Raw genomic sequence first — 23,088 nt, 5'->3', positions numbered from 1 at the left:
CGCGTAACTCGGCCATGCGCGCGCCCCCGTCTGCTGTGGTGTTGTCACTCGTTCAGCTGAATGGCGCCTTCCGCGCCGCGCCGCGAATTCCTGACAACGCTTTTGTCTCGGCCGCCCGTGCCGAGTTGCTGTACGAGTTCTGAAGAGTAAAGTCGAGCCGCTGACACTGCAACGGTGCCGTGTCTCCTGTTCGCACCTGATGATCAAGGACGGCCGTCGTGACCTTTCAGACCTCTGTCACCTTCGCTCCTGCGAAGAAGAACCGAGTCCCTCTCGCGGAGATCGACGTACGCGACACCGAGGTCGCCAAGAAGCTCAACCGGGTCCTGCCCATGCCCACCGGCCGTGTCGCGCGCGTTTCGAGCTTCAACTCCGCCCTCTAGACTGGCGGAATGACTGGACCCCTGGTCCCATTCCGCGAGATCGTCTTAAAGGTCCACAGCCGGTGCGATCTCGCTTGTGACCACTGCTACATCTACGAACACGCCGACCAGAGCTGGCGCACCCGCCCGAAGGCGATCTCTGACGAGGCGATTACCTGGACGGCTCTGCGACTGGCAGAGCATGCCAAGACTCATGCCCTGCCCTCCGTGTCAGTGATCCTGCACGGAGGGGAGCCTCTGCTGGCGGGGCCCGCGCGGCTGCGGCAGGTCTGCGCCGAACTCACCGCGGCCCTCGACGGTATCGCTGCCCTCGATCTGCGCATCCACACCAACGGGCTCCAGCTTTCTCCCCGTTATCTCGACCTCTTCGACGAATTCGGCGTCCGGGTGGGCATCTCCCTGGACGGCGACCGGACGGCCAACGACCGCCACCGCCGCTACGCGGACGGCCGCACCAGCCACCCCCAGGTCCTCAAGGCCGTCGCCCTGCTCCACGAGGAGCGCTACCGCCACCTCGACCTCGGACTGCTCTGCACGATCGACGTGGCCAACGACCCCCTCGCGGTGTACGACGCGCTCGCCGCCCTCGACCCGCCGCGCGTCGACTTCCTCCTCCCGCACGCGACCTGGGACGAACCCCCGCCGCGCCCCGACGGCTCGCCCACCGCGTACGCCGACTGGCTGCTCGCCGTGTTCGACCGCTGGGAGGAGCAGGGCAGGCCCATGCCGGTACGGCTCTTCGAGTCGGTGCTCTCCACCCTCGCCGGCGGCCCCAGCCTCACCGAGTCCCTCGGACTGGCCCCCACCGACCTGGTCGTCGTGGAGACCGACGGCACGCTGGAGCAGGTCGACTCGCTCAAGAGCGCCTACGACGGCGCGGCGGCCACCGGCTTCGACGTCTTCTCCCACCCCCTGGACGAGGTCGCCGCCCACCCCGGCGTACGGACCCGTCAGCTCGGCCTCGCCGGGGTGAGCGAGACCTGCCGGCGGTGCCCGGTCGTCCGCTCCTGCGGCGGCGGCCTCTACACCCACCGGTACGGCTCCGGCGCCGCGTCCGGGCCCGCCGCGGGGCCCGCCGGCTTCGACCGGACCTCGGTGTACTGCGCGGACCTCGAAGCCCTGATCCGCGGCATCGAGTCCCGTACGGCCGCCGCGACCACCTCGCCCGCCGTCACGGACACCGGCGAACTGCTCGGCGCCCAGCTGGACCTGACCCGCTCCCTCCTCGCGGAGCTGCACGCCGAACTGGACGGCCGGGGCGGCGCGTCCTGGCAGGAGGCGTGGGAGCTGGCCGGCGCGGTCGAGCGGCGCTCCGACGCACTGGACGAGCTGCTCGCCCACCCGTACACCCGGCCCTGGCTGGTCGACTCCGTCGCGGCCCTGCGCGAGGAGCGGCCCGGGGCGACGGGCACCGCGCGCCGCCTGGCGGCCTACGTCGCCGCCGCCGTGATCCGCGGCGGCCTGGACCTGCCCGTCCGGGTCGGCCACCGGGACGGCGCCCTGCACCTGCCGACCCTCGGGGTGCTGCGGCTGGACGACGGCGCGGGACCGTACAGCGCCCGCCCCGGATCGCACGCCGGCGCGTCCGGGGACGCCGAGGTGCGCGTCGTGGAGCACGGCTTCCTGGTGCGCGCCGGCGCGGTGGAGCGGCTGGTCGTACGCCCCGGGGAGGCCACCCCGTACTGGCGGCCCGTGCGCCGGCTCGGCCGGGACGGCGCACCCGACCTCGCGCCCGATCTCGCGCTCGACGACCTCGATCCGTACCGCGACCGCTTCGGCGCCCCCGTCCACCCGGGGCTCGGGGACGCGGAGGCGGCCGGCTGGAGCGCCCGGCTGGCGGCGGCCTGGGGGCTGCTGCGGGACGCCGTACCGGACCAGGCGGCGGAGGCGGCGGGGACGCTGTCGACGCTGACACCGCTGCTGTCGGCGGCCACCGGAACGGGGAGCGGCCCGCCCGGCTACGGAGCCCTGGGGGTCCCCGTCCACGGAGACGCCGGGGAGCTGGCGCCCGCCCTCCTGCGCGGCTTCCGCGCGGCGAAGTTCCGGGCGCTCACCGAGGTCACGGACCTGTACGCGCGGGACACCGTGCCCGGCCAGTTCCGCCGGGCGCCCTGGCGGGACACGCCGGTCCCGGTGCCGGAGCTGCTGGCGGGGGCGTACGAACGCGTGGGTCTCGCGGCGTACGACACCGCCTACCGCGACCACGCGCGCCGGGCGCTGGACGCGCTGGAGGACACGGCCGAACTCACGGTCGGCGGGAAGAGCCTGCTGGCCGCCCTGTGGAAAGAGGTCGACCATGCCTGACGCGACGGACGAGGCGGCGGCGCCCACGGAGGCCGGGGCGGCCGGCCGCGCCGCGACCGCGGCCGAACTGGCCTCCGAGCTGGCGGCCCTGGGGGTGACGGACGGGTCGATCCTCCTCGTCCACGCCTCCCTGCGCTCCACCGGCCTCGACGCCGACACCCTGCGCACCGCCCTGCTGACCGCCGTGGGCGACACGGGCACCCTGGTCGTGCCGGCCTTCACGGAGGACAACTCCGACACCTCCTCGGCCCATCTGGCGCGGATCCGGGGGAAGACACGCCGGGAGGCGGCCGCGTTCCGGGAGCGGATGCCCGCCTTCGACGCGGCGACCACGCCCTCCACGGGGATGGGCCGGCTGGCCGAGTCCGTGCGCACCCATCCGGGGGCCGTGCGCAGCGCCCATCCGCAGACCTCTTTCGCGGCCGTCGGACGCCGGGCGAAGGAATTGCTGGCCGTGCATCCGCTGCACAGTCATCTGGGCGAGGACTCCCCGCTGGGCGCTCTCGCCGCGGCCGGTGCGCACGTTCTGATGATCAATGTGGGATTCGCCGTCTGCACCGCGTTCCATCTCGCGGAATACCGGGCCGGCGCGCCGACACGTTCCTACCGCTGTGTGGTGAAAGGCCCTGACGGGATCGCGCGATGGGTGGAATATGAGGATGTCACCCTCGACGACAGTGATTTTGAATCCGTGGGCGCTTCGTTCCCCTGGGGGATGGAACAGAAGGGACAACTGGGCGGAACATCCGCGCGGCTCTTCCCGATCAAAGACGCGGTGGATCACGCGGAGTCGTGGATGACCGAAAAGCGGCGTTGATTGACCGAACGTCACGGGGATGGAGGGGGCTCCGCTCCGGAATGATGAGTTCGCCAAGACACAGGACGGGGGTCGTGTGCAGGCGTCACCGCGGCAACGAGCGGCTGACCATCGGCCGTATTTCTTTCTGAGTTACGCACACACACCGAGGGACGGGGCGGGAGGGCCCGACCCGGACATGTGGGTCGAGCGGCTCTTCCGGGATCTGTGCGGCCATGTGCTGGCCATGACCGATTTGCCGGCGGGCGCGCCGCCCGGCTTCATCGACCGGGAGATACGCTCCGGCGAGGGCTGGTCGGAACGGCTCGGCGAAGTCCTCTCCACCTGCCGGGTGTTCGTGCCGCTGTTCTCGCCGCGCTACTTCGCCAGCGAGATGTGCGGCAAGGAGTGGTACGCGTTCGCGCAGCGTGTCATCTACCAGCAGGCGAAGAGCAACAACCCGTCGGACGCGATCGTGCCGGCCCTCTGGGTGCCGGTGCCGCCGCAACAACTCCCGGGCCCCGCCGAGCGGTTGCAGTTCAACCACCGCGACTTCGGGGACCGTTACGTCACCGACGGGCTCTACGGGCTGATCAAGCTCCGGATCTTCGCCGAGGAGTACGAGCGGGCGGTGTACGAACTCGCCAAACGCATCGTCAGTGTCGCCGACACCGCGGCCGTCGGTCCCGGCCGGCCCCTCGACTACCGCCAGGTGCCCAGCGCGTTCGGGGTCAACGGCGGTCCGCGGCCCATGCAGGTCACCGTGGCCGCGCCCACCCACCACGACCTGCCCGAGGGGCGGACGCCGCACTACTACGGCGGTACGGCGCAGGACTGGAATCCCTACCACCCGGACTCCGTCAGGCCGTTGGCGTACGTTGCCCGGGATCTGGTGCGCTCGCTCAACTACCAGGCGGACATCATGTCGTTCGACGACGTCGCCGTACCGCACGACGGCAAACAGGCGCCCACCCGGCCGGAGATCCTGCTGGTCGACCGGTGGGCGCTGCACGACGAGGAACAGCGCGAGCGGCTCGCCGCGTTCGACGCCGAGCACCGGCCCTGGGTGAGCGTTGTCGTGCCGTGGAACCGCGAGGACCAGCAGAGCAGGGCGGCCGAGACGGAGCTGAGCGAACAGCTGGAGCGGACCATGCCCCGGAAGATGGGGCAGGGCCGCACCGCCTGCCGGGCCGCCGCCAAGGGCGTGCCCAGCATGGAGGCGTTCGGCCAGATCCTGCCGCAGGTCGTCGAGGCGGCGGCCCAGCAGTACCTGAGACACGCGGCGGTCTACCCGCCGGCCGGCGGCGGCCACACCGAACGGCCGCGCCTGCGCGGCCCGATGGCCGCCGAGTACGCGACGACCTACTACCTGCCCGAGACGCACGACCCGGCGCCCGATGCGGAGGACACGGATGACAGAACGTCGTGACGGACGCATCGTCACCTTCTACTCGTACAAGGGAGGTACGGGCCGCACGATGGCCCTCGCCAACACGGCCTGGATTCTCGCCGCCAACGGGAAACGCGTTCTGGCGGTCGACTGGGACCTGGAGGCCCCCGGCCTGCACCGGTTCTTCCACCCCTTCCTCGACCCTTCCACCCTCGGTGCCACCACCGGGGTCATCGACCTGATCACCGAGTACGCGTGGGCCGCGACCAGTCCCGTGGAGCGGTCCGACGACTGGCACCGTGACTACGCGCGTATCCAGCCGCACGCCGTCTCCCTCACCCCGGAGAACCGGGGCTGGGAGTTCCCGGCCGGCGGCACGCTCGACTTCGTGTCCGCCGGGAAGCAGAACCGCGAGTACTCCGCGACGGTCTCCACCTTCGACTGGGACAACTTCTACGACCGGCTCGGCGGCGGCCACTTCTTCGACGCGCTGCGCGACGACATGAAGGCCCACTACGACTACGTCCTCATCGACAGCAGGACCGGTCTGAGCGACATCGCCGACATCTGCACCGTCCACCTGCCCGACGTCCTCGTCGACTGCTTCACCCTCAGCGACCAGTCCATCGACGGCGCGGCGGCCGTCGCCCGCCAGATCGACGAGCGCTACGGCGGCCGGGGCATCAAGATCTTCCCCGTGCCGATGCGGATCGACGAGGGCGAGAAGGAGAAGGCCGACGCCGGACGCGCCCTCGCCCGGCTCAAGTTCGACCGGTTCCCCGCCGGGCTCTCCGGGGAGGAACTCACCGCCTACTGGGGCGCGGTGGAGATTCCGTACCGCCCCTACTACGCGTACGAGGAGACCCTCGCGACCTTCGGCGACGAGGCCGGGCTGAGCAACTCGCTGCTCTCCGCCTTCGAACGGGTCACCGCCTACGTCACCGAGGGCGCCGTCACCGCGATGCCCACCGTCGGGGAGGAGGCGCGGCTGCGCATCAGGGACGCCTTCACCCGCCGCCGCCCCTCGTTGCCCGCCGACCTCTTCCTCAGCTACGTCGCCGAGAACCGGATGTGGGCGGACTGGGTCGAATCGGTGCTCACCCGGGCCGGGTTCCGGGTCGTGCCCCGGGACGTCTCCGCCGATCCGGACGCGGCGGGGACCGGCAAGGGCGCGGCCGCGACCGCCGAGACGGCGGCCCGTACCGTCGTGCTGCTGTCCGCCGCCTACCTCAAGTCCGCCCGGGCCGTGGAGGTGTGGACCCGCGCCGCCTCCGAGGACCCCGGCGGCGGCCGGCGGCAGCTGGTGCCGCTGCGGGTCGGGGACGTACGGCTCACCACGCCGTACATCGACCGCAACCCCGTCGACCTCTACCGGCTGGACGAAGTCCACGCCACCACCGCCCTGTTACGCGCACTGGAGCGGCCCGTCCAGCTCACCGACGCGGTCGCGCCGGGCCCGCGCTTCCCCGGCACCGTCCCCAAGATCTGGAACGCGCCCGCCCGCAACCCCGGCTTCACCGGGCGCTCCCTCGTCCTGGAGCGGATGCGCGACCAGCTCGGCGGCGGCATGGCCGTGGTGCTGCCCCAGCCGCAGACCCTGTACGGACTCGGCGGCATCGGCAAGACCCAGGTCGCCCTGGAGTACGTGCACCGCTTCATGGCCGACTACGACCTGGTCTGGTGGATCTCCTCCGAACAGGTCGCGGACGTGGTGGCCGGCCTCGCCGAACTGGCCGTACGGCTCGGGGCCCAGGGCGGCGAGGACATGGCCGCCGCCTCGCAGGAGGCCGTCGACCTGCTGCGGCGCGGCGTACCGTCCTCGCGCTGGCTGCTGGTCTTCGACAACGCCGACGACCCCGAACTCCTCAAGCGCTTCTTCCCGTCGGGCGGCCCCGGGCACGTGCTGGTGACCTCGCGCAACCAGACCTGGTCGCAGTACGGCGACGCGCTGCCCGTCGACGTCTTCCTGCGCGAGGAGTCCGTCGAACACCTCCAGCGGCGTGCGCCCGGGCTGAGCACCGCGGACGCCGACAAGGTCGCCACCGCCGTCGGCGACCTGCCGCTCGCCGTCGAACAGGCCGCCGCCTGGATCGCCGAGACCGCCACCCCCGTCGGCGACTACCTGGAGCAACTGGCCCAGCAGGCCCCCAGCGTGCTGGCCCTCAACCAGCCCGTCGGCTACCCCGAACCGGTCGCCGCCACCTGGAACATCTCCATCGAGCGGCTCAAGGAACGCTCACCCGCGGCGGTACGGCTGCTCCAGCTCTGCGCCTTCTTCGCCCCCGAGCCGATCTCCGCGAACCTCCTCTACAGCAAGGAGATGATCGAGGCGCTCAAGCCGTACGACGCCTCGCTCCAGGAGACGCTGGTCCTCGGCCGCGTCATCCGGGAGATCGGCCGGTTCGCGCTGGCCAAGGTCGACCAGGTCGGCAACAGCATCCAGGTGCACCGGCTGGTCCAGGCGATCATCAGGGCCCAGCTCACCGAGGAGGAGCAGCAGGACGCCCGGCACGCCGTCCACCGGATCCTGGCGGGCGCCAGGCCCGACGACGACGAGCCGATCGACAACCCCGGCACCTGGGAGCGGTTCAACACCATCTGGCCGCACCTCGTGCCGTCGGACGCCGCCCGGTGCAAGAAGCCGGAGACCCGCCGGCTGATGATCGACCGCGTGCGCTACCTCTGGAAGCGCGGCGACCTGCCGGCCGCCTTCGAACTCGCCAGCGACCTGCGGGACGTCTGGCGTGAGAAGCTCGGCAACGACGATCTCCAATACCTCTACCTGCGGTTCCACCTCTCCAACATCCTCCGCTCGCAAGGCCGTTACGTGGAGGCGCGGGAGCTGGACGAGGAGACCCTGGCGCGCCAGCGCGTGGTGCTGGGGGCGTCCCACCCGCACACGTACATGACCACCAGCGGGCTCGCCATGGACCTGGGCACCCTCGGCGAGTACGGCAGGGCGATGGAGCTGGCGACGGAGGCGCACGAAGGGTTCAGCTCGATCTTCCACGAGTCGCACCCCCGGACGCTCGCCGCCGCCAACAACCTGGCCCTGAACCTGCGGATGGTCGGATACTTCGCCCGTGCGCGGGAGTTGGACCAGGACGTCTTCGACCGGCGCACCGAGGTGCTCGGCCCGGTGCACCCGTACACCCTCTCCTCCGCCGCCAGCCTCGGGCGGGACCTGCGGGAGATCGGCCGGTACGAGGACTCGGCGGCGCTGCTCAGCCGGACGTACGCGACGCTCAAGGAGCAGATGGGGCAGGCGTTCCCGGGCACGCTCGTCGCGGCCAAGAGCCTGGCCGTGTCGCTGCGCAGGGCGGGCCGCCTGGAGGACGCGCGGCGGCTGACCACGGCCACCCGCAACCGCTACCGCGCCAAGTACGGCACGGAGGTCAACCCGGACTCGCTGGCCTGCGACCTGAACCTGGCCGCCGACCACTTCTCGGCCGGGGAGCCGGTGGCGGCCAGGGACCTGGCGCAGGAGGTCGTGGACCAGTACATGAAGGTGCCGGGGGAGCGGCACCCGTACACCCTCGCCGCGATCAACAACCTCGGTATCTACCACTGGGGTTGCGGGGCGCCCGAGCTGGCGGAGCAACTGCTCCAGGGCGCTCTGCGGGCCATGCGGGAGGTGCTGGGGGACGAACACCCGCACACGCTCTTCTGCACGGTCAACCTCGCCAACGCCAAGGCGGACCTGGGGGAGTTGGAAGAGGCGCTGGCCATCGAGCGGGAGGCGGTGGCCGGGTTGCGCGAGTCGCTGGGCGCGCACCACCCCGAAGTGCTCGCCGTCGTCTCCAACCTCTGTGTGACGCTGGGGGCGTCGGGGCGCAAGGACGAGGCGGCGCCGATCCGCGCGGAGACGGTGGAGGAGCTGACCCAGCTGCTCGGCGAGGACCACGCGCTGACCCGGCTGGCGCGGGACGAGCGCAGGGTGCACCGCGACCTGGAGCCGCTGGTGGTGTAGGCGTCTCCTTCCCGGTGCCGGACGGGCACGGGCCCGTCCGGCACCGGGAAGGAAGCTCCGGCTACCGCCCCACCGCCGGGTCGAAGCGGTCCCAGGCGCGGTGGTGGGCCAGCAGTTCGGTGACGCCGTCCAGCACCGCCGCGTGGTCGGTGGCGGTGGTCACCACGCCGGGGGCGTCGGGTGCGATGCCGGCGGTCTCCAGGACGTCGGCCCCGTCCGCCCACGCGCCCAGCGCCTTGCCGTGCCGGTACGCCTCCGTGACCAGCAGGAGGACCCGGGGGTCGATCCCGGCGGCCACCGCCAGGTCGTCGTCGACCTTGGCGTCACGGGCACCGCGCGCGTCGGCCCCGGGGGCCGGTGCGCCGGCGAGGAGGACGGCGTCGAACTCGGTGGAGCGGGCGGTGGCGAAGGTGCGCTGCACGGTGACGGGTTCGCCGTCCTGGTCGAGCTTCCCGCCGGTCGGGGCGATGACCAGCGGGACCATGCCGGCGTCCAGCACCGCCCGGCGGACCTCCCGTACACCGGACAGATCCTGGTCTCCGGCGGTGACGATGCCGATGATCCGGCCGTCGCCCGGCCACCTGCCGCCCAGCTGCGACAGGGCGGGGCTGGGCTGCGGCTCGGTCAGGGGTACGGTCGCCGCCGGCGCCGGCAGACCCAGTCCGGCGGCGACCTGCTCGCACAGCTCGCCGTCGATGTTGGCGAGGACGAGCAGGGCACGTTCCTTGACCGCCTGCTCCCAGCACTTGTTCAGCTCGAAGGTGTACGCGGCCACGATGTGCTCGCGTTCCGTGGGTGTCATGCTGACCCAGAACAGCCGGGCCTGGCTGAAGTGGTCGTCGAAGGACGCCGGGTTCTCGCGGACCTTGCGGGACGCCGGCACCTCGACCGGTACCTCGATGTAGGCACCGGTGTCGGCGCCGGCCAGGAACGGGCAGCCACCGTCGAGGGAGTTCGGCCGGTAGGGCGCCACACCGCTGTGGACGGCGCTCTGGTGCATGCCGTCGCGCAGCATGTCGTTGACCGGCGCGTGGGTGCGGTTGACCGGCAGCTGCCCGAAGTTGGGGCCGCCCAGCCGGCTGATCTGGGTGTCGAGGTAGGAGAACAGGCGGCCCTGGAGCAGCGGGTCGTTGGTGACGTCGATGCCGGGCACCAGGTGGCCGACGTGGAAGGCGACCTGCTCGGTCTCGGCGAAGTAGTTCGACGGGTTCGCGTCGAGCGTCATCAGCCCGATCGGCTGGATCGGCGCCAGTTCCTCCGGCACGAATTTGGTCGGGTCCAGCAGATCGATGCCCTGGAACATCTGGTCGTCGGTGTCGGGGAAGGTCTGCACTCCCAGTTCCCACTGGGGGAACGCGCCCGCCTCGATCGCGTCGGCCAGGTCCCTGCGGTGGAAGTCCGGGTCGACGCCCGCGGTGATCTGCGCCTCCTCCCAGACCAGCGAGTGGACGCCCAGCTTCGGCTTCCAGTGGAACTTCACCAGCGTGGTGGTGCCCTCGGCGTTCTCCAGCCGGAAGGTGTGGACGCCGAAGCCCTCCATCATGCGGTAGGACCGCGGGATGCCCCGGTCCGACATGTTCCACAGCGTGTGGTGGGTGGCCTCGGTGTGCAGGGTGACGAAGTCCCAGAACGTGTCGTGCGCGCTCTGGGCCTGCGGGATCTCCCGGTCGGGGTGCGGCTTGCCGGCGTGGATCACGTCGGGGAACTTGATCGCGTCCTGGATGAAGAAGACCGGGATGTTGTTGCCGACCAGGTCGAAGACGCCCTCGGAGGTGTAGAACTTCGTCGCGAAGCCCCGGGTGTCGCGAACGGTGTCGGCGGAACCGCGCGAGCCGAGCACGGTGGAGAAGCGGACGAACACGGGCGTCTCGACGTCCTTCGCGAGGAACGCGGCCCTGCTGATCCCCGACGCGGTGCCGTAGCCCTGGAAGACACCGTGTGCGGCGGCGCCCCGGGCGTGCACCACCCGCTCGGGGATGCGCTCGTGGTCGAAGTGGGTGATCTTCTCCCGCAGGTGGTGGTCCTGCAACAGCACCGGTCCGCGCGGGCCGGCCTTGAGCGAGTGATCGGTGTCGTACAGCCGGGCCCCCTGCGCGGTCGTCAGCCGCTCCCCGCCCTGCGCCACCTTCTTCGGGGGGACTCCGGTCTCCTGCCCGGTCGGGCTGTACGTGTCGGGCCCGCGCTGGTCGGGCTTGGGCGGCAGCGGACCGGTCGGCTCGGTCGGCTCGTCCAGCGGCGGCGGCACCGGTCCCGGGGCGCCCGGGATCTCGTTGCCGGGCCGGACGGCGTCCTGCACCTTCTCGGCCACCTTGTCGGCGACAGCCGTCACGGGGTTCTTCTTCTTGGCGCTCACTGTGTTCCGATCGTTGGGGGGGGGAGGGCGGAGTGACGCCGGGTGCCACAGGGGACAGTGTCCGGAATCGCCTAAGACGGGTGCCCCTTCTGCGGCCCTTGACGCGGCGAAGCCGCCCACCGATCGACGGGTTCACCCGATGGGGGCACCGGGAGGTCGCCGGATCCCGGGGGAGACGGGGGCGTCGCCCTCCGGCAGGCCGGAAAGCGCCGCCGCCCGCTCGGTGTCGTCCGGCTCGGGGCCGATCCACTCGCACAGCAGGACGGTGGCGTCGTCCCGGAGCGCGCCGTCGTGGTGGGCGAGCACCGCCTGGACCAGGCGGCGGAGGGTCTCTGGGACGGGCAGGCCGTCGGCGTGATGCCGGATGATGAAGTCGGTGAAGCGCGTGAGGCCGAACTCCTCCCCGCCCGGACGGCGCGCTTCGGTGATGCCGTCCGTGTAGAGCACGACGCGGTCACCGGGTTCGAGTTGTTCCCGGCAGACGGTGGCCGGCAGGCCCAGACCGGTGCCCAGGGGGTGGGCGGGCCGGCACTCGGGGTGCGTGCTCCAGCGGCTGCCGCGGATGATGATGGGCTGCTGGTGACCGCGGTTGACCCAGCTCAACAGGCCGGTACGGGTGTCCAGGGTGGCCAGGACGCCGGTCACGTAACGCCGGTGGTGGTACTCCTCGATCAGCGCCGCCTCCGCCACCTCGCCCGTGGTGATCAGACCGGCGCCCTCCCGGCGGGCGTTGCGGCAGGCTCCCAGGGCCAGCGCCGCGCAGAGGCCGGCGGCGGTGTCGTGCCCCATGGCGTCGAAGAGGGACAGGTGGACCAGCGGACCGTCGACGGCGTATTCGTACGCGTCGCCGCTGATCCGGTGGGCCGGTTCCATGGACGCGCAGATCACCACCCGCCCGTCGGCGTAGGTGCTGGGGGGCATCAGGTTCCACTGCATCTCGGCGGCGATGGTCAGGGGGCCGGTCCTGGCCAGTTTGGCCAGGGTGTCGCTGGAGGTCCGTTTGCTGACGATGATCAGCGCGAGGAGGGCCGCGAGCCGGTCCATGTCCTCCCGCGTCCGGGCGTCGTCCCGCTCCGCCGTCACACGGAGCACGCCGAGGCGTTCGGTACCGTCCAGGAGCGGCACCCACCAGGACGACCCGGAGTCTCCGGGCGGGGCGGCGTGGAGGACGTGGCCGTACTGGTAGGCCCGGCCGGGAGTGGTGCCGTCGACGCGCATCTCCCTCGCGTGCCCGGCACCCGTCAGGTCCGTCCCGCCGAGCAGGCGCATCACCCTCCGTTCCAGGTCACCGAGGTAGATCAGCACCTGGGTGAACCCCGCGGCCCGTGCGTGGGCGGCCGTCGCCTCCGGGAGCCGCTCGATGGGCATCAGATGACTGGCGGCCAGCAGGCCGGCGAGCATGCGCCGCCCGCCCGCCTCGCGCTCCTGGTCCATGCTGTGTCACCTTTCTTCCCGGCGGCCGGGGACGTCGCGGGATTGTCCCCCGGGCAAGGACGCAAGGCGGGGCGCCACTCCGAACGGGCGCGGGCGCGGGTCAGTCGTTGAGCAGCCAGGTGAGGGTACGGGGCAGGGCGTGCAGCGCGGCGAAGTGCGCGGCGGCCGGCTCCAGCACGGTCGTCACGTCCGGGATGCGCTCCGCCAGCCAGCGGGTGTGACCGACCGGGGAGAAGACGTCCTGCTCGCCGTGCCACAGCAGCACGGGCCCCCGGATGTCGGCGGGGTCGAAGCCCCACGGGCTGCAGAAGGCGAGGGCGTCGTCGATCCAGCCGTACGCCGACGTCCTCAGCGCCTCCTGGTAGTTGCGCAGCAGCATCATCCTGACACCGGCGTCGGCGACCACCCTGCGGTCGGAGTCGGTCAGCTCCCTGCGCAGATCGTCCAGCAGCCGCACCGGGTCCTTCCTGATCGCGTCGGCGCGCGGGGTGAGCCGGGCCGCCACCCCGTCCGGGTCCACGGACGCGGTGGTGTACTCCAGGACGTTCGAGGCGGCCATGCCCTCGAACCAGTCGAGCCCGGCCGCGTCCCGGGGCGCGAGGGTGACCAGCGCGGCGGTACGGGTCACCCGGTCGGGCAGCAGCGCGGCGCAGGCCAGCGCGTGCGGGGCGCCGCCCGAGCGGCCCACGACGGCGAACCGCTCCAGGCCCAGGGCGTCGGCGATCGTGGTCACGTCCTGGGCCACGTCGGCGACGCTGCGCCCCTGGAGCCGGTCGGAATCGCCGTACCCCGGACGGTCGTAGGCGATCAGCTGCATCCCCCGCTGGTACAGGACCAGGCCGCGGGGGGCGGGGCCGAGTCTGCTGCCCGGCGTGCCGTGCATCAGGAAGATCGGTCTGCCGTGCGGGTCGCCCAGTCGCTCCACCATCAGATGCCGCCCGTCCGCCCCGCGCACGCGACGTCGCAACCCCCACCCCTCCCTCGTGTACAAGCACCGTGTTCCTGCATTCCCCGCCGGCGGGCTGATCACCCATCAGGGCGGCCCGCGCGGCCGGTTCACGCCGTTTGTCCCACGGCGGCCGTGACAGCCGTGGGGCCGCTGGGACGGAGGTGAGCGGTGAGGGTCTGTTTCAGGACAGGACTAGTCCTTACCCCCTGCTGCCCCGGTGGTCGCACCGGGTGTTCGCACCTGGAACCGTTCCTGTCCCGCCCCGGATGGCCGAGGGGTCCGGGGCCGTTCGGCTGGCGGTGAGCGCGTCCTGAACTCGGCCTTGTGTGCCGCTCGCCGGTCTCGGAATAGTGGGCGCCTCATCCCCGTGCCAGGACACCCCACATGCTCCGGCACGGTTCCCCCCACAGGAGGTCGATGGTGCAGCACCGGCGCATTTCGAAGAAGCGGGCGACGCTGGCAGGTGGTGCGGTGGTCGCGTTGGTGGCGGCCGGCCTTACCTTCCAGACTGCGAACGCCAGCGAAGGAACGGCCCCTCCCACCCTGAAGCCACTGACGGCCGCGGCGGCCGGAAACCTCGCCTCGACGCTCGGCGACAGCCTCGGCGGCGACGCGGCCGGCTCGTACTACGACGCCACGTCCAAGACGCTGGTGGTGAACGTGGTGGACGAGCAGGCCGCCGAGACGGTCCGCGAGGCCGGCGGCCGGGCCAGACTGGTCGAGAACACCCTGGGCGAGCTCAAGGACGCGGCGGGGACCCTCACCGACCGGGCGTCCCTCCCCGGCACGTCCTGGGCGGTCGACCCGGTGACCAACAAGCTCGCCGTCACGGCCGACAGCACGGTCGTGGGCGCCGCCTGGCAGAAGCTCAGCGGTGTGGTGAAGGACCTGGGAGGCAAGGCCGAACTGTCCAAGGTGGCCGGGGAGTTCAAGCCCTTCGTGGCCGGCGGTGACGCGATCACGGGCCCCGGCGGACGCTGCTCGCTCGGCTTCAACGTGGTCAAGGACGGCCAGCCGTTCTTCCTGACGGCGGGGCACTGCACGGCGGCCATCCAGACCTGGTCCGACGCGCAGGGCACCCCGATCGGGACCAACGCGGGCTCCAGCTTCCCCGACAACGACTACGGCCTGGTCCAGTACGCCGCCGGGATCGCCCACCCCAGCGAGGTCGATCTCTACAACGGCAGCGCGCAGGCGATCACCGGGGCGGGCGCGGCGACGGTCGGGCAGCAGGTGACCCGGAGCGGCTCCACCACCCAGGTGCACAGCGGCCAGGTCACCGGGCTCGACGCCACCGTGAACTACGGCAACGGCGACATCGTCAACGGGCTGATCCAGACCACGGTCTGCGCGGAGCCGGGCGACAGCGGCGGCTCGCTGTTCGCGGGCTCCACGGCGCTCGGGCTGACCTCGGGCGGCAGCGGCGACTGCACGGCGGGCGGGACGACGTTCTTCCAGCCGGTGCCGGAGGCGCTGGCGGCGTTCGGGGCGCAGATCGGCTGACGCCGCGCCTCTTTTCTTTCCTTTGACCGACTGATCGACCTCACGCGCCGGACGGGCCCGCACATCGGCCCCGTCCGGCGCGTGAGGCGTTCCCGGGGTGGCGCAGGGGCCGGGGCGGCGCAGGGCTCGGGATATCCCCGCAGGTGGGAGGGGGTCGGGTGGGCGCGGGGACGCTAATCGTACGCACGTTCGAAACTTGGTCTATGGTGGGGGACGGGGAGGTGAGAACGGTGAGAACGGACGGAGCCAGGAGGTGCCGATGCCCGGGTTCACGCATCTGCGCACCGTCTCCGGGTTCTCCCTGCGGTACGGGGCCTCGCACCCGGAGCGGCTGGCCGAGCGCGCGGCCGCGCGGGGCATGGACGCCCTCGCGCTGACCGACCGCGACACCCTCGCGGGCACGGTCCGCTTCGCCCAGGCGTGCGCCGAGGAGGGGATCCGTCCGCTGTTCGGGGTGGAGCTGGCGGTGGGGGAGCGGTCCGCCGAGGGGGCCCGTACGGTCCGTACGGAACCGCGATCCGGCGGCGGTGCGTGGGCCCGTACGGCACCCGCCGACGGGACCGCCCGCCGCCGGGTGCCCGTACGGGGCGGGGCCTTCGTGGACGAGTCCGCGCCCCGCGCCGTTTTCCTCGCCCGGGACGGCGCGGCCGGCTGGGCCGACCTGTGCCGGCTCGTCTCCACCGCGCACGCCGCCGGGGACGGCGGCCCGCTGCTGCCCTGGCAGGACAACCACGGCGACGGGCTGACCGTGCTCCTCGGACCCGGCTCCGAGACCGGCCGGGCCCTCGCCGCGGGACGCCCCGACCGGGCCGCCCGGCTCCTCGCGCCCTGGCGCGAGGTCTACGGGGACGCGCTGCGCCTGGAGATCGTGCACCACGGCCGTACGGGCACCGGCCCCGGCTCGCTGCGGCACGCCGCCCGCACGCTCGGGTTCGCCACCGACCAGGGGGTACGGGCCGTGCTCAGCAACGCCGTGCGCTACGCCGACCCCGGGCAGGGGCCGGTCGCCGACGTGCTCGACTCGGCCCGCAGGCTGGTGCCCATCGACCCGCGCGGCGGCCTCGACAGCGGGGAGCGCTGGCTCAAGGACCCGGACGCGATGGTCCGTACCGCCGAGCTGGTCGCCGAGGCCGCCGGATTCCGGCGGGACATCGCGCACCGGCTGCTCGCCCTGACCGAGGAGACCGCCGCGAGCTGTGCGGTCGACCCCGAGGACGACCTGGGCATCGGCACCGTCCACTTCCCCGAGCCCCGGCTGGTCGGCGCGGACCGCCGCAGCGCCGCGCGGGTCCTGCGCTCCCGCGCCGCCGCCGGGATGGTGCTGCGCGGCTACGACCGGCGCGCTGACCACCGGGAGTACTGGGACCGGATGGACGCCGAGCTGCGCACGATCGACCGACTCGGCTTCGCCTCCTACTTCCTGACGGTGGCTCAGGTCGTGGACGACGTGAAGGGGATGGGGGTCAGGGTCGCCGCGCGGGGCTCCGGCGCGGGGTCCCTGGTCAACCACCTGTTGGGCATCGCCCACGCCGACCCGGTCGCGCACGGCCTCCTGATGGAACGTTTCCTCTCCACCCGCAGAAAGGGCCTCCCCGACATCGACATCGACGTCGAGTCCGCGCGGCGCCTGGAGGTCTACCGCGCGATCCTCGACCGGTTCGGCCCCGAGCGGGTCGCGGCCGTCGCCATGCCGGAGACGTACCGGGTGCGCCATGCCGTACGGGACGTCGGCGCGGCCCTCTCCATGGACCCCGCCGACATCGACCGGATCGCCAAGTCCTTCCCGCACATCCGGGCCAGGGACGCCCGCGCCGCGATGGAGGAACTGCCCGAACTGCGCGCGCTGGCCGGGGAGTCGGAGCGGGGCGGGGCGAAGTACGCCCGGCTGTGGGACCTGGTGGAGGCGCTGGACGCGCTGCCGCGCGGGATCGCCATGCACCCGTGCGGGGTGCTGCTCTCGGACGCCTCGCTGCTGCGCCGTACCCCGGTGGTGCCCACCAGCGGCGAGCACTTCCCCATGGCCCAGTTCGACAAGGAGGACGTCGAGCGGCTGGGGCTGCTCAAACTCGACGTCCTGGGCGTACGGATGCAGTCGGCGATGGCCCACGCGGTCACGGAGATCGCGCGCGCCACGGGCGAGGACCTGGACCTGGACGATCCGGCACAGGTGCCCGAGGGCGACCCGGAGACGTACCGGCTGATCCGCTCGGCCGAGACCCTGGGCTGTTTCCAGATCGAGTCGCCGGGACAGCGCGACCTGGTCGGCCGGCTCCAGCCCGCGACCTTCCACGACCTGGTGGTCGACATCTCGCTCTTCCGGCCGGGACCGGTGGCGGCCGACATGGTGCGCCCGTTCATCGAGGCCCGGCACGGCCGGGCGCCCGTCCGCTACCCCCACGCCCACCTGGAGGACGCGTTGAGCGAGACGTACGGGGTGGTCGTCTTCCACGAACAGATCATCCGGATGGTGGACATCATGACGGGCTGCGGCAAGGAGGAGGCGGACAAGGTGCGGAGAGGACTGTCCGACCCCGGGTCGCAGGGCCGGATCAAGGTCTGGTTCGAGCGGCTGACGCGGGAGCGGGGGTACGCGCCCGACGTGATCGCGCGCACCTGGGAGATCATCGAGGCGTTCGGCTCGTACGGCTTCTGCAAGGCGCACGCGGTCGCGTTCGCCGTACCGACCTATCAGTCGGCCTGGCTCAAGGCGCACCACCCGGCCGCCTTCTACGCGGGGCTGCTCACCCATGACCCGGGGATGTACCCGAAGAGGCTGCTGCTGGCGGACGCGCGGCGGCGGGGGGTGCCGGTGCTGCCGCTGGACGTGAACCGGTCGGCCGTCACCCATCGAATCGAACTGGTGTCCGGTGAAGGGGTGTCGCCGGGGACCTGGGGGCTGCGGCTGGCGCTCTCCGACGTCCACGGCATCAGCGAGGCGGAGGCGGCACGGATCGAGGCGGGGCAGCCGTACTCCTCACTGCTGGACTTCTGGCAGCGGGCCAGGCCGGGCCGCCCGGTGGCCGAACGGCTCGCGCAGGTGGGCGCGTTGGACGCCTTCGGCGCCAACCGCCGGGACCTGCTGCTGCACCTGTCCGAACTGCACGGCGCACAGCGGCGGGTGGGCTCCCGCGGTGACCAACTCCCGCTGGACGGCGGGCAGCGGACCGCTCCCGTCGGACTGCCCGACCTGGGCGACGCGGAGCGTCTCAGCGCCGAGTTGGGTGTCCTCGGCATGGACGCCTCCCGCCATCTGATGGGGGATCACTACGCGTTCCTCAAGGAGCTGGGCGCGATCTCGGCCAAACGGCTGCGGGACGTGCCCCACGGCAGGACCGTCCTGGTGGCGGGGGCCAAGGTGGCGACCCAGACCCCGCCGATCCGCTCCGGCAAGCGGGTCATCTTCACGACGCTGGACGACGGGACGGGCCTGGTCGACCTGGCCTTCTTCGACGACAGCCACGAGGCGTGCGCGCACACGGTGTTCCACTCCTGGCTGCTGCTGGTACGGGGCGTGGTGCAGCGGCGCGGTTCGCAGAGCCTGAGCGTGGTCGGGGCGGCGGCGTGGAACCTGGCGGAGCTGGTGGAGCTGCGGAAGGAGGGCGGGCTGGAGGCGGTCGCGGCGGCGCTGGACGCGGCGGCGACGGCTCCTTCGCCTTCCTCGTCTTCTTCGTCTTCTTCGCCCGGCCCGGCTCCCGGACCGGCGCTCGGCCCGCCGGCCTCTCCGGCCGCCCCCGCCGCGTCCGGGGACAACGGCCGGCGGATCAAGATGTCCACCGGGTACGAGATGAACCCGTGGTCCGACCTCCGGCCGCCCGGCGAAGGCCTGCCCACCGGGCGGAAGTTGTGGCACTCCAGCCCCGGGAGCGCGGGATGATCCTCTGCGTACGGCTGCCCCGCGACGCCGAACCGGCCCTGCCCGCGCTGCTCGGGCTGATCGAGGACATCAGCCCGGTCGTCCAGGTGCTGCCCCCCGGCTCCGCGCTGGTCGATGTGCGCGGCGCCGAACGGTACTTCGGCCTCGACGCGGCCGGGATCGCCGCCGTCCTGCGGGTGCGGGCGCTCGCGCACCTCGGGACCGGCTGTGTGATCGGGGTGGCCGCCACCCCGATGCTGGCCCGGATGGCCGCGCACGAGGCCGCGCCGGGGACGACGTACGTGGTGCCCGACGACGAGCGCGCGGTCGAGCGGTTCCTGGCGCCGGGGCCCGTCGGCGCGCTGCCCGGCGTCGGTACGGCGACGGCCCGCACGCTGCGGTCGTACGGTCTCGACACCATCGGCGCGGCCGCCGCCGTACCGCTCCCGACGCTCCAGCGGCTCATCGGGGTGCGCCTGGGGCGCGAGGTGTACGAGAAGGCGCACGGCATCGACCGTACGGCGGTCGTCCCGAACGCCGCCGCGCGCTCGATCGCGGCCGAACGGACCTTCCCGCTGGACGAGTTGCACCAGGAACGGCAGCGGCGCGCGCTGCTCTCGATCACGGAGGAGCTGGGGGCCGGGATGCGGGGGGCGGGCCAGGTGTGCGGGGCCCTCACCCTCACCGTGCGGTACGCGGACCGGTCCACGACCGTCCGTACCCGCGCGCTGCGGGAGCCGACCGCGCACTCCGCGGCGCTCGCCGGAGCCGTGTACCGGATCCATGGGTCGCTCGGACTGCAACGGGCGCGGGTGCGGGCTCTTTCCGTACGGGCCGAGGGGCTGGTCCCGGCCGACCGGGCCGCCCGGCAGCTGACGTTCGACCCGGCCGACGAGCGGGCGCGGCGGATCGAGGCGGTGGCCGACCTGGTCCGGGCGAAGTTCGGGGCCGGAGTGTTGCTGCCGGGATCGCTGGCCGCGTGAGGCTAACGTGAAGCGCGTGGAGTACGTGAAGCACGTCACATTTTACTGACGCGTAACTTCCCTTCTGCTTTCTACTCGTGCGTAACTTGCAGGAGAACAGCCAACCTTGTGGTCCGGGCCATATGGGCTGAGAGTCATCGCCATTTCCCTTGAGCCGCAAGGAGATCGCCCGATGCTGCCCTGGAACGATCCGCACAGACGGTCGTGGAAGCGTGTGCCGGTGCTGCTGGCCGCGCTGCTGACCGCACTGACGATCGCCGTGACCCCGGCCGCCGCGACCACGATCGACACCCCCGCACGCGCCTCCGCCACTGCCTCCGCCTCCGCCGTGAGTAGGGGGTGGAACGACTACTCCTGCAAGCCCTCGGCGGCGCACCCCCGTCCGGTCGTCCTCGTCCACGGCACCTTCGGGAACGCCGTCGACAACTGGCTCGGGCTCGCGCCCTACCTGGTCGACCGGGGTTACTGCGTCTTCTCGCTCGACTACGGCCAACTCCCCGGCGTGCCGCTGTTCTACGGCCTCGGCCCCATCGACGCCTCCGCCGCGCAGCTCGCCACGTACGTCGACCGGGTGCTCGCCGCGACCGGCGCGGCCGAGGCGGACCTCGTCGGGCACTCGCAGGGCGGGATGATGCCGCGCCACTACCTCAAGTTCCTCGGCGGGGCGGCGAAGGTCAACGCCCTGGTCGGGATCGCCCCCGACAACCACGGCACCACCCTGCTCGGGCTCACCGGCCTCCTGCCGTACTTCCCGGGCGCGCGGGACCTGTTGACCGAGAAGACACCGGGGCTCGCCGACCAGGTGGCCGGGTCCCCCTTCCTGACGCGGCTCAACGAGGGCGGTGACACCGTCCCCGGGGTGCGCTACACCGTCATCGCCACGCGGTACGACCAGGTGGTCACGCCGTACCGCTCCCAGTTCCTGACCGGCCCCGGTGTGCGCAACGTACTGCTCCAGGACCTCTGCCCGGTCGACCTCTCCGACCACGTGGCCATCGGGCTCCTCGACCGCGTCGCCTTCCACGAGGTGGCCAACGCGCTGGACCCGGGCCGGGCGACGCCGACCACCTGCGCGTCGGTGCTCGGCTGACCCGCGCCACGCCGGGTCCGCGGCGGGTTTCGTAACTCGTTGTGATGAAGGGCCGGTTGATTACGGTTGGTGAGCGGCCAGAAGCAGCAGTCTTCCCCTCGGCGGACACACCCCGTGTCCGCGTTCCGACGGAAGGACACCCTCGTGCTGCGCATTCTGGCCGGCTCCCTCGCCACGGTCGCCGCTCTCGGCATCGGCCTCACCAGCCCCGCGACCGCCACGACGACGGCTTCGGCACCTCCGGCGGCGGCCGCCCCCGTGGCAGCCGCCCCGGTCCCCGTGACGGGGCTGACGTGTGACGGTGATACGTACAAGTGTACGGCGGACCTGCGGTTCGGTGACGGTCGGTGGAAGGCGCGTTGGGACGCGTCGGTGTTCCACCAGGCCGGGTCGGCGGAGCGGAGCGCGGCGGCGGTCGCGGCTCCGGTCCCCGTGACGGGGCTGACGTGTGACGGGGACACGTACAAGTGCACGGCGGACCTGAAGTTCGGTGACGGCCGGTGGAAGGCGCGTTGGGACGCGTCGGTGTTCCACCAGGCGCCGGGCTCGATGGAGCGGAGCGCGGCGGCGCTCGCCGCTCCGGTCCCGGTGACCGGACTGACGTGTGACGGCGACACCGGCACGTGTACGGCGGACCTGAAGTTCGGCGACGGCCGGTGGAAGGCGCGTTGGGGCGCGACCATCTTCCACCAGGGCTAGCCGGACTTCCGCCGGCCCCCGGTCGGCGGTCCCGGACAGCGGTGGGCCCCGGTGTGACGAGCGCTCGTCACACCGGGGCCCACCCGCGTCCGCGGGTGCTCAGCGGCCGTGGCGTCCGGAGGGGACGGCCCTGCGGCGGACCGTGCCGAACATCACCGCGGCGCCGATGGCCAGCGCGGCCGTGCCACCGATCGCGAAGTACGGGGTGCTGCCGTCGGCGCCGGTCTCGGCGAGGTTCTCCTCGGAGCCGGTGGGCTGCGCGGCGGCGGTGTCAGTGGCAGTGGTATTGGCGGCGGTGTCGGCGGAGTCGGCTGCGGCGGGAGCCTGTTCGGCCGGGGCGGCGGCGTTCTTGGCCTCGGGGTAGTTGGCGTCGTCGTCGTCCTCCGGGCCGGCCGCCGGCTTCTCCGCGGCGGCCGTGGCCCCGGTCGTACCGGAGTCGCTTCCGCTGCCGGGGCCGGTGGACGCGTCGTTGTCACCGTGCCCGTTGTGCTCGATGGTCGACTTCTCCGTACCGGCGGCGACCTCCTGCTCGGTGGGCGCGGACGGGGCCGGTACGGCGCCGTCGACCGTACCGTTGTCCTTGCCGAAGACCACGTCGGAGCAGGTGTAGAAGGCCTCGGGGCTGTCCGAGCGCTGCCAGATCGAGTAGATCAGGTGACGGCCCGTCTTCTTCGGGACGATCCCCGTGAACACGTAGTCGCCGTTCACCAGCTTCGGGTCGGTGACCTTGAGGAACGGCTTCGCCTCCAGGTCCGACCAGGTGAGCGGCTTGGCCGGGTCGTATCCGTCCTTCGTGACGTACAGCTCGAAGGAACCCCGGTGCGGCGCCGTGCCCTTGTAGCGGAAGGTGCGGTTGCCCGCCGTCATCGGGGACGACGGCCAGTCGGCGCGCGCCAGGTCGAGCCCCTTGAACTTGTCGTTGCCCGCGCTGCACAGCTTGCCGTCCGGGATCAACTGCCGGGACTTCCCGTCCGCGTTGGCGATGTTGACCCCGTTCCAGTCGTACAGCGCCTGGGTGCCCCCGGCCGCCACCGCCGCCTTGCACGCCTCCGACCTGGGGTTCTCGGGACCCTCGGCGAAGCACGCGGCCACCCGGCTGACCGGGTCCGTCATCGAACCGTGCGCGGCGGCCGGGCCGGCGGCGAGCGCGGCCAGCGCGAGGGGAGCGGCGCCGAGGACGACGATCCCGGTGGCGGTACGACGAGCGGTCATGAAGTGGTTCTCCTTCTGAGCGGCACCAGCTGCGGGGAGCTGTACAGGCGAACAGTCCGGAGCGGGAGGCACCAGCCGGCAAGGCAACCTCCCGATGCCCTGCCCTCCGGTGCCGACCCCGCTCCGGCGCTCAGCAAACTAGCCGCTCCCGGCCCCCGAATCCGGCGCC

The 23,088-nt window shown here is 72.4% G+C and carries 14 protein-coding genes; 10 read left to right on the top strand and 4 right to left on the bottom strand.

Annotated elements, in window-relative coordinates:
* The first annotated feature begins 218 nt into the window (after positions 1-218).
* From ACIODU_RS28360 to fxsT, 5 genes are read left to right on the top strand one after another with little or no spacing between them, the layout of a single operon-like run.
* On the top strand, positions 219-383 hold the full coding sequence (locus ACIODU_RS28360; RefSeq protein ID WP_327237289.1) for an FXSXX-COOH protein: 165 nt from the start codon (positions 219-221) through the stop codon (positions 381-383).
* A 9-nt stretch (positions 384-392) separates the two neighbouring features.
* Entirely contained in the window at positions 393-2,687 is a 2,295-nt protein-coding gene (gene fxsBH, locus ACIODU_RS28355) for a radical SAM/SPASM protein FxsBH, inactivated beta-hydroxylase extension form (RefSeq protein WP_401770983.1), read from the top strand.
* On the top strand, positions 2,680-3,504 hold the full coding sequence (locus tag ACIODU_RS28350; RefSeq protein ID WP_401770980.1) for an aminoglycoside N(3)-acetyltransferase: 825 nt from the start codon (positions 2,680-2,682) through the stop codon (positions 3,502-3,504). Before fxsBH ends, ACIODU_RS28350 begins: the two co-directional genes overlap by 8 nt.
* 19 nt (positions 3,505-3,523) lie before the next feature.
* Entirely contained in the window at positions 3,524-4,912 is a 1,389-nt protein-coding gene (gene fsxC, locus ACIODU_RS28345; RefSeq protein WP_401770977.1) for an FxsC protein, read from the top strand.
* Complete coding sequence (fxsT, locus tag ACIODU_RS28340; protein ID WP_401770974.1) at positions 4,896-8,843, top strand: FxSxx-COOH system tetratricopeptide repeat protein; 3,948 nt, start codon at positions 4,896-4,898, stop codon at positions 8,841-8,843. Before fsxC ends, fxsT begins: the two co-directional genes overlap by 17 nt.
* A 61-nt stretch (positions 8,844-8,904) precedes the next feature.
* On the opposite strand, the gene ACIODU_RS28335 is transcribed toward fxsT, so the two are convergent.
* The 3 genes from ACIODU_RS28335 to ACIODU_RS28325 form a co-directional block, all read right to left on the bottom strand.
* Complete coding sequence (locus ACIODU_RS28335) at positions 8,905-11,172, bottom strand: catalase (protein ID WP_401770972.1); 2,268 nt, start codon at positions 11,170-11,172, stop codon at positions 8,905-8,907.
* Between the two features lie 156 nt (positions 11,173-11,328).
* Positions 11,329-12,630 carry a PP2C family protein-serine/threonine phosphatase gene (locus ACIODU_RS28330; RefSeq protein ID WP_356431721.1) on the bottom strand — a complete coding sequence of 434 codons (1,302 nt, stop codon included), beginning with the start codon at positions 12,628-12,630 and terminating at the stop codon, positions 11,329-11,331.
* A gap of 100 nt (positions 12,631-12,730) precedes the next feature.
* Entirely contained in the window at positions 12,731-13,597 is an 867-nt protein-coding gene (locus tag ACIODU_RS28325) for an alpha/beta fold hydrolase (protein WP_356431720.1), read from the bottom strand.
* Between the two features lie 402 nt (positions 13,598-13,999).
* Here ACIODU_RS28325 and ACIODU_RS28320 point away from each other — a divergent pair, with 402 nt between their 5' ends.
* From ACIODU_RS28320 to ACIODU_RS28300, 5 genes are all read left to right on the top strand, one after another.
* Positions 14,000-15,082, top strand: a complete 1,083-nt coding sequence (locus tag ACIODU_RS28320) for a S1 family peptidase (RefSeq protein ID WP_401771084.1) — start codon at positions 14,000-14,002, stop codon at positions 15,080-15,082.
* Positions 15,083-15,341: 259 nt separating this feature from the next.
* Complete coding sequence (locus tag ACIODU_RS28315) at positions 15,342-18,956, top strand: DNA polymerase III subunit alpha (protein ID WP_401770969.1); 3,615 nt, start codon at positions 15,342-15,344, stop codon at positions 18,954-18,956.
* Complete coding sequence (locus tag ACIODU_RS28310; protein WP_401771081.1) at positions 18,953-19,918, top strand: DNA polymerase thumb domain-containing protein; 966 nt, start codon at positions 18,953-18,955, stop codon at positions 19,916-19,918. The genes ACIODU_RS28315 and ACIODU_RS28310 overlap by 4 nt, the downstream gene beginning before the upstream one ends.
* A 172-nt stretch (positions 19,919-20,090) precedes the next feature.
* Entirely contained in the window at positions 20,091-21,008 is a 918-nt protein-coding gene (locus ACIODU_RS28305) for an esterase/lipase family protein (protein WP_401770966.1), read from the top strand.
* 144 nt (positions 21,009-21,152) lie between these two features.
* Positions 21,153-21,707 (top strand): hypothetical protein, encoded by a 555-nt coding sequence (locus tag ACIODU_RS28300; protein WP_401770964.1) that lies wholly within the window; start codon positions 21,153-21,155, stop codon positions 21,705-21,707.
* Between the two features lie 99 nt (positions 21,708-21,806).
* Here the strand turns inward: ACIODU_RS28300 and ACIODU_RS28295 are convergent, their stop codons facing one another.
* Positions 21,807-22,919 (bottom strand): lytic polysaccharide monooxygenase, encoded by a 1,113-nt coding sequence (locus ACIODU_RS28295; RefSeq protein WP_401770961.1) that lies wholly within the window; start codon positions 22,917-22,919, stop codon positions 21,807-21,809.
* Between the last annotated feature and the right edge of the window lie 169 nt (positions 22,920-23,088).

The organism is Streptomyces sp. NPDC088261 (genome assembly GCF_044740805.1).
Taxonomy (GTDB): Bacteria; Actinomycetota; Actinomycetes; order Streptomycetales; family Streptomycetaceae; genus Streptomyces.
This window is presented reverse-complemented; position numbering and strand designations above follow the sequence as displayed.

Bases quoted from the DNA above. Each gene is read 5' to 3' on its own strand.
- ACIODU_RS28295 (WP_401770961.1), bottom strand. From the start codon at position 22,919: ATGACCGCTCGTCGTACCGCCACCGGGATCGTCGTCCTCGGCGCCGCT.
- fxsT (WP_401770974.1), top strand. From the start codon at position 4,896: ATGACAGAACGTCGTGACGGACGCATCGTCACCTTCTACTCGTACAAG.
- ACIODU_RS28330 (WP_356431721.1), bottom strand. From the start codon at position 12,630: ATGGACCAGGAGCGCGAGGCGGGCGGGCGGCGCATGCTCGCCGGCCTG.
- fsxC (WP_401770977.1), top strand. From the start codon at position 3,524: ATGGAGGGGGCTCCGCTCCGGAATGATGAGTTCGCCAAGACACAGGAC.
- ACIODU_RS28310 (WP_401771081.1), top strand. From the start codon at position 18,953: ATGATCCTCTGCGTACGGCTGCCCCGCGACGCCGAACCGGCCCTGCCC.
- fxsBH (WP_401770983.1), top strand. From the start codon at position 393: ATGACTGGACCCCTGGTCCCATTCCGCGAGATCGTCTTAAAGGTCCAC.
- ACIODU_RS28315 (WP_401770969.1), top strand. From the start codon at position 15,342: ATGCCCGGGTTCACGCATCTGCGCACCGTCTCCGGGTTCTCCCTGCGG.
- ACIODU_RS28350 (WP_401770980.1), top strand. From the start codon at position 2,680: ATGCCTGACGCGACGGACGAGGCGGCGGCGCCCACGGAGGCCGGGGCG.
- ACIODU_RS28305 (WP_401770966.1), top strand. From the start codon at position 20,091: ATGCTGCCCTGGAACGATCCGCACAGACGGTCGTGGAAGCGTGTGCCG.